The organism is Micropruina sp. (assembly GCF_047607385.1).
Taxonomy (GTDB): Bacteria; Actinomycetota; Actinomycetes; order Propionibacteriales; family Propionibacteriaceae; genus Micropruina.
The window spans coordinates 1-6,379 of the sequence record NZ_JASGDE010000008.1 but is presented as its reverse complement, the minus strand read 5'-3'; the positions used below and the strand labels follow the sequence as shown (position 1 = coordinate 6,379).

Sequence of the window (6,379 nt, the reverse complement as noted above, 5' to 3'; positions counted from 1 at the left end):
CGCTCGCCTAACTATTTGGGGCTCGCTGAATTCAGCGAGCCCCAAATAGTTAGGCGAGCGCTGGGTTCGGGGTTCGGGGTTCGGGGTTCGGGGTTCGGGGTTCGGCACTACCGTGAGGCCATGGACGTCCTGCTGCTCGGCACCGGGGCCTCGGACGGCGTCCCGAACGCCTGGTGCACCTGCCCAACCTGCGCGGAGGCCCGGACGTCCGGCGCGATCCGGACCAACAACGCAGCCCTGGTCGACGACCGGTTGCTGCTGGACTGCGGACCCGAGGCGCCCCGGCAGGCCCAGCGCGCCGGACGCGACCTGTGCGGCGTCCGGACGGTGCTGGTCACCCACGCTCACGACGACCATCTCGACCCGTCGTTCCTGATGCACCGCGGCTGGGTGAACGAGCGACCGCTGCAGGTGATCGGGCCGGCACCGGCGATCGCCCGCTGCGTGGACTGGCTGGCGCCGGATCAGCAGGGGGTCACGCTCAGCACCGTCACCGCCGGCGACGAGTTCACTGTGGACGGGTACCGGGTGCTGGTGCTGCCGGCCACCCACCATGCGCTCGGCGAGGCCGTGCTGTACGCGGTGGACCGTGACGGACGCCGGCTGCTGTATGCCACCGACACCGGCCCCTGGAAGCCCCGGGCCCTGGAACTGCTGGCCGGCTGGCGCTTCGACCTGGTGCTGCTGGAGCAGACCTTCGGCGATGCCGTCCCGCCCGGTGAAGGGCACCACACCTTCGCCAGTTTCGGTGCCGCCGTGGACGACCTGCGCCGCATCGGCGCGGTGGACGCCGGCACCCGGTTGCTGGGCATTCATCTCAGTCACAGCAACCCGCCACTGGACGAGCTGACCCGCCGGATGGCCGAACTCGGCGCCGAGGTTCACCCGGATCTGACGCTGCTGAAGATCTGAGGTCGAGCCGTCTCCCGGTTCTCCCGCCGTCCTGCCGACCGGGTCTCCCGACCCGAGCTACCGACCGCTCTCCCCACCCGACCTACCAACCATCCACCCCACCCGACCGTCCTTCCCACCCGGCCTGCCGACCGTCCTCCGACCCGACCTGCCACTGTCCTCCCCAGCCGGCCTGCCACCAGGCCAGGCCCGTCGACCACCCCTGCCCACCCGGCCTACCGACGGTCGATCGCGCGATCGGCCAATGGGTCGCAGGTTGTGCTACTGCTTTCGGGTTATTTCCCGAAAGCAGTAGCTGGACCCGAAAGCTGTGGTCGATCGCGCGATCCGCAGCCGGTAGGCCGGGTGGGCCAACCGGGTGGGACGGGTATGGAGCGGGCAAAGCCGGGTGGGACCGGTCTGACCGGGCACAGCCAGATGGGACGGGTCCGGGCGGTCGCAGCCGGGTGGGACAGGTCCGGGTATGCCGGAATCGCGCCCCAGGGGAACCGACATCTGATTCTGAACACTTCTCACCGCACGGGCACACGATGAGGATGTGCTCCCGACCGAACTCACCCAACGTCCACTGTTCGCCGTCACGGACGCCCGCGACTGCGGTGTGACGCCGCTCGACCTGCAACGCGCTCTGGCCACGCGTGCGGTGGTCCGTCTGAAACGCGGCTGGTACACCGCCGAGAACCTGCGCTATCCCGCCGACCGGCATCGGCTGCGGGTCCAGGCGGAACTCCGCGACCACCCCGAGACCATCCCCAGCCACTACTCGGCCGCTGTGCTGCTCGGCTATCCGGTGCATCGTCCGGACTGGTCGCGCGTGCACCTGATGCGGACGCAGCCCGGCCCGGCCCAGAGTCGGCCGACGGTGGTCATCCATCAGCGCGTCGGCGACGTATCCGTGATCGATCCTTCGCTGGTTGTCGCGCAGACCACTCTGACCTGCCCGACGTCGGGACTGATGGCCGCCGACCACGCGCTGCGCGCCGATGAGATCGTCCTCGATCACGTCGAGCGATGGTCACCGACGCTGGCCAATCATGCCGGACACTGCCACTTGCCGGTGGTGCTCCGGCTGGCGAACAAGCTCCGCGAATCAGCCCTCGAGTCGCGGACCGCGATCAGCTTCGACCGCTGGGGCTGGGAGCTGGAACCCCAGTTCGAGATTCCCGGAACGCGGTACCGGGCCGACGCCCGGCTGCGCGGTACTCGGGTGCTGGTCGAGTGCGACGGACGCGGCAAGTACGACGAACCCGGCGCACAGCACCGCGAGAAGGTCCGCGAGGACGACATCCGGGCACTGGACTGGCAGGTCGTGCGGGTGACCTCCGAACTCCTGGACGACAGGAACACGCTGTTTCGCCGGGTGAAGGCCGCCATCGCTCGGGACACCCGGCACTGACACCGGCAGGACGCCTGCCTGGGATGCCGGGCAGGCGAGGTTCCGGCCCCGGAACCGACTGAGGGGCCAGGCACCCCGCACCCGCCGGTGGGTGTCACGCGCACCGCCGGCTATAACGCCTCCCTGCAAGCCGGGCCACGGAGTTGCCATCTTGCCGTGGAGTGATCGACCGGCACGGCACAGGACCTGGTGGACCTGCGAGCCGGGGCGGCGGAACTGCCCGTCCTCTCGTGGAGTGGCCGACCGGCGCGGCACTGGCCTGCTGGACCTGCCAGCCGGGGCGGCGGCGTTACCCATCCTGCCCCTCGCCGTCATGTAGCCGATCGCGCGATCGGCCAATGGTCGCAGGTCGTGCCACAGCTTTCGGGATATTTCCCGAAAGCAGTAGCTGGACCCGAAAGCTGTGGTCGATCGCGCGATCCGCAGCCGGGTGGGACGGTGCCAGGCCAGCCGGTGGAACGGTGCTGGGGTGAGGCGGTTCAGGACCAGCCGGGTGGGACGGTGCTGAGTGGGACGGTGCCAAGCCACCCGAGGTAGGACCGGCCCGGCCAGCCGATGGGAAGAGCCGCCGGGCGATCCCAGCAGCCTGTTGCGCTCGCCATCGGGTGTCACCAGCAGGCCGAGGCTGGCTTCTTACTCCAGGCCCCAGAAGATGTGGTCCATCACCAGCCGGGCACGCCGGGTGCGACGCCGGTACTCGTCCAGGAAGACGCTGGATTCGCCCTTGTCGTAGCCCAATAGCTGGGCAACAGCGGACGCCTCGCGCGGGTCGTTCGGAATGGTGTCGGACGCTCGCCCGCGGAGCAGCACGATGGCGTTGCGGATGCCGCTGGCCATCGTCCAGGCGTCCCGCAGCGCCGCGGCGTCCTCGGGCGAGATCAGGTCGGCAGCCTCCGCGGCGGCCAATCCGTCCAGCGTGGACGTGGTCCGCAACTCGGGCAGCCGGTCGCCGTGCTGCAGTTGCAGCAACTGCACCGCCCACTCCACGTCGGACAGCCCGCCCGGTCCGAGCTTGGTGTTGCGCAGCGGGTCGCTGCCGCGCGGGATCCGCTCCACCTCCATCCGGGCCTTCAGCTTGCGGATCTCGTGCACCTGCTGCCGGGCCAGCCCGCCGGACGGGTAACGCACCGCGTCGATCGCCCGCAGCAGCGCCTCCGACAGCTCGGCGTCGCCGGCACCGTGCGCGGCCCGCTGCAGGGCCTGCGCCTCCCAGATCGACGACCAGCGCTCGTAGTAGGCGATGAACGACGACAGCGAGCGCACCATCGGTCCGCCCTTGCCCTCCGGACGCAGGTCGACATCGATGTCCAGGGCCGGATCCGGACCCGCCTTGCTCAGCGCCGAGCGCAGCTCGGAGACCACCTGGGTGGCGATCTTGACGGCGTCCGGCCGATCGGTGTCCTCGATCACGAACATGGCGTCGGCGTCCGAGGCGTAGGAGAGTTCGTGGCCGCCCCAGCGGCCCAACGCGATCACCGCGATCCGCGGCGACCACTCGAACCGGCGGCGCACCACCTCGAGAGAGGCGTCGATGGTGGCGCTGAACAGCTCCGACAGCCCCGCCCCGACGGTGGCCAGGTCGATCAGGCCGAGCAGGTCGGCCATCGCGAGCCGCAGCAGCTCGCGGCGGCGCACCGCCCGGATGTGCTGCACCGCCACGTCCAGTTCGGCATGCCGCTTCGCCGAGGCCCGCATCTCGGCCAGGATCTCGCCGCGATCCCGGGCCCGCAGGGACGACTCGTCGATCAGCATGCCGACCGACTGCGGCGCCCGCATCATCAACTCGACCGTGTACCGGCTGGAGGACAGGATGCGGGCCAGCCGTTCGGCCATCGCGTCCCCGTCCCGCAGCGCCCGCAGGTACCAGGGGGTGCGGCCCATCGCCTCGGACACCTGCCGGAAGGCCAGCAGCGCGTGGTCGGGGTTGGGCCCGGCGCTGAACCAGCCGAGCATCGCCGGCAGCAGCTGCCGCTGGATCTCGGCCTGCCGGCTGAGCCCCTGGGAAAGCGCCTCGATGTGCCGCAGCGCCGCCTTCGGATCGGCGTAGCCGAGCGCCCGCAGCCGCACCTCGGCGCCGAAGCTGGTGAGCCGGACAGCCTCGGACGGGATCCGCGCCACCGCCTCCAACAGCGGCGAGTAGAACAGCCGCTGATGCAGGCCGAGCACCCGCCGGGTGGCGCCCCGCCAGCGGCTGCGCAACTCGTCCGCGTCCGCCATGCCGACACCGCGGGCCAGCCGGCGCAGGCTCAGCTCGTCCTCGGGCATCAGATGGGTGCGCCGCAGCTTCTCCAACTGGATCCGGTGCTCCAGCAGCCGCATCAACCGGTAGGCGGCGTCCAGGTCCTTGCCGTCGCCGCGTCCGACGTAGCCGAACTCGATCAGCCTGGCCAGCGCCGCCAGGGTGCCGCGCTGCCGGACCCGGTCGTCGGCGCGTCCGTGCACCAGCTGGATCAACTGGACGCTGAACTCGACGTCGCGCAGCCCGCCGGCGCCCAGCTTGATCTCGCGGTCGGCCTCCCGGGGCGGCAGCAGCGAGATCACCCGGCGGCGCATCGCCTGGGTCTCGGTGACGAACTGGTCGTTCTCGGCCACATGCCACACCATCGGCGCGACCAGGTCGACGAAGTCCTGGGCCAGCGCCAGGTCGCCGGCCATGCCACGGGCCTTGAGCATCGCCTGGAACTCCCAGTTCTTCGCCCACTTCTGGTAGTAGGTCGCGTGCGAGGAGAGGGTGCGCACCAGAGGCCCGGCCTTGCCCTCGGGACGCAGCGCCGCGTCGATCTGCCAGATCGTGCCGGCCGCGGTGTGCGCCGAACAGATCCGGCTCATCGCACCGACCAGCTTGGTGGCGGTGGTGACCGCGCGCGCGGTGTCGCAGACCGGCTCGCCGGACTCGTCGAGCGCGGCCTCGGCGATGTAGAGCACGTCGACATCGCTGAGGTAGTTCAGCTCCTGACCGCCGGTCTTGCCCAGTGCGACGATGCCGAGCCGGGCACACTCCCAGCCGGGCACCTCGCCGCGAGCCAGCGCGAGCGCCGTCTCCACGGTGGCGTCGGCCAGGTCGGCCAGCTCGGCGGCAACCTCGGGGAGCAGCTCCAGGGGGTCGTCCGCGGTCAGGTCGGCGGCCGCGATCCGCAGCAGCTCGCGCCGGTAAGCCCGTCGCAGGTCGTCGGAGCGGGCCGGATCGGCGACCGGTGAGCCGGCCGCGGGCTCGGCGCCGACGGCGTCCAGCAGGATCCGGCGCAGTTCGGCGGCGTCCCGGCGTCCGGACGGGGCGCGCAGCACGTCGGCGTCCAGCGGGTGCACGCCGAGATGCTGGTTGAGCGCCACGCTGGCACCCAGCACGCTGATCAGCCGGCGGGTCCAGGCACCGATGTTGGTGCCGAGATCCGCCAGCAGTCCTGGCCGTTCGCCGACCAGCCGGTCCAGGCCGTTGATCGCCAGATCCGGGTCGGCGCTGGCCAGGATCTCGGCAACCAGGTGGTCGCAGTTCTCACCGAGCTCGTCGTACCAGCCGTCCAGGATCGCCGCCGCCCGGTGCGGATCGCCGAAGCCGAGCCGAGCCAGGTTGCCCTCGGTCGTCGAGATGCGCCTCATGGCCGCGATGTTATCGTCGGGCGCGTGCCGTCCCGCCCGAACCGCCGGTCCCGTCCGCTCGACTGGGCCGAGTTGGACGCCCTGGCCGACCAGGGCGACGCGGCGGACGCCGCCCGGCTCGCCGCCGCGGTGCGGACGCTGTGCGCGCGGATCGCGTCCGACCATCCCGGACGGACGGTGGAACTGCGGGTGCCGCCCTACGCCGCCGTCCAGCTCGCCATCGGCGACGGCAGCACCCACCGCCGCGGCACCCCGCCCAACGTGGTGGAGACCGACGCCGCCACCCTGCTCGCCCTGGCCACCGGGCGGCTGACCTGGACGGACGCCCGGGCCGGCCACCGCGTCCGGGCCAGCGGTGCGCACAGCGACCTGTCGGTGTTGTTCCCGCTCCGCCCGGAGCACTACTAGGCCCTCCCTAATCAGTTCTGCCCTCCCGTCGACGGGAGGGCAGAACTGATTAGGGAGGGCCTAGTG

General features: G+C 71.3%; 4 protein-coding genes. 3 read left to right on the top strand and 1 reads right to left on the bottom strand.

Annotated elements, in window-relative coordinates; all coding sequences use genetic code 11:
* Positions 1-912, top strand: a 912-nt coding sequence (locus QM582_RS00485; protein WP_415080765.1) for an MBL fold metallo-hydrolase, incomplete at its 5' end; no start/stop codon positions are given.
* Positions 913-1,450: 538 nt separating this feature from the next.
* On the top strand, positions 1,451-2,308 hold the full coding sequence (locus QM582_RS00480) for a hypothetical protein (RefSeq protein WP_415080764.1): 858 nt from the start codon (positions 1,451-1,453) through the stop codon (positions 2,306-2,308).
* Between the two features lie 633 nt (positions 2,309-2,941).
* Here QM582_RS00480 and QM582_RS00475 read toward each other — a convergent pair.
* On the bottom strand, positions 2,942-5,905 hold the full coding sequence (locus QM582_RS00475) for a bifunctional [glutamine synthetase] adenylyltransferase/[glutamine synthetase]-adenylyl-L-tyrosine phosphorylase (protein WP_415080763.1): 2,964 nt from the start codon (positions 5,903-5,905) through the stop codon (positions 2,942-2,944).
* A 24-nt stretch (positions 5,906-5,929) separates the two neighbouring features.
* Between QM582_RS00475 and QM582_RS00470 the strand changes: the two genes are divergently transcribed.
* Positions 5,930-6,313 (top strand): sterol carrier family protein, encoded by a 384-nt coding sequence (locus QM582_RS00470; RefSeq protein WP_415080761.1) that lies wholly within the window; start codon positions 5,930-5,932, stop codon positions 6,311-6,313.
* Positions 6,314-6,379 lie beyond the last annotated feature (66 nt).

Excerpts from the sequence above, each read along its gene's own strand:
- QM582_RS00475 (WP_415080763.1), bottom strand. The coding sequence starts at position 5,905 with ATGAGGCGCATCTCGACGACCGAGGGCAACCTGGCTCGGCTCGGCTTC.